Source organism: Vibrio sp. D173a, from assembly GCF_030248475.1.
Map to the genome: position 1 here is coordinate 1 of NZ_JAHGAH010000689.1, position 640 is coordinate 640.

Here is a 640-nt window from a genome sequence, read left to right on the forward strand (position 1 = left end):
ATTCCATGCATAAGGGAAAGAGACACCTTTACCAATGGCAATCGCAGGAAACACAAGTACCTGTCGACGGCAAATAACACCTAGCGCCAGCAACGCGATGGCGACGCTTGTACCATAGCAGCCGTGGCGTATTAACCTCTTCGAGATAGGCGAATGTAGCAAAACAGTGAGCCAATCAACCATTTCACCTAATAGCGTCACACTCAAAATCAGCGTCCATACAGGTTCTAAAATCATGATGAGCGCCGCCACTTCCATATTCACGGAGTGCTGCCCTAATGTTTGTAACAAGTAACGAATCGCCGTTGCTACCACAGCTGAAACCGTAAACCAGAAGATCAACGAAACAGTGATTTCGAATTCAGGCTGCCCCGTCATCGCGGCAAATGCCATCCCACTAACACCAACCATAAGTAGCTGAATACAGATAGAAGCGATTGGTTTTACATTGTTGGTCACGCGCTTGTTCATCACAAAGTGCAGTGACAACAATATCGAAGCCAGTAAGAAGTACCCCTGACTTTCCTCAAACGCCCAGCCATTGGTGAGTGTCAGCAGCAACATACCGATAATGGAAACAGGGAAAGATAGCCAGAATGCGCGATTGGGTTTCACGCGGAAAATGAGCCAAGAGACAAAC

Annotated in this window: 1 pseudogene; it reads right to left on the reverse strand. The window is 47.3% G+C overall.

What is annotated here, in order from left to right:
• Nucleotides 1–131: 131 nt before the first annotated feature.
• Nucleotides 132–640 (reverse strand): annotated as a pseudogene (locus KIV40_RS28535) (DMT family transporter); the annotation flags it as partial.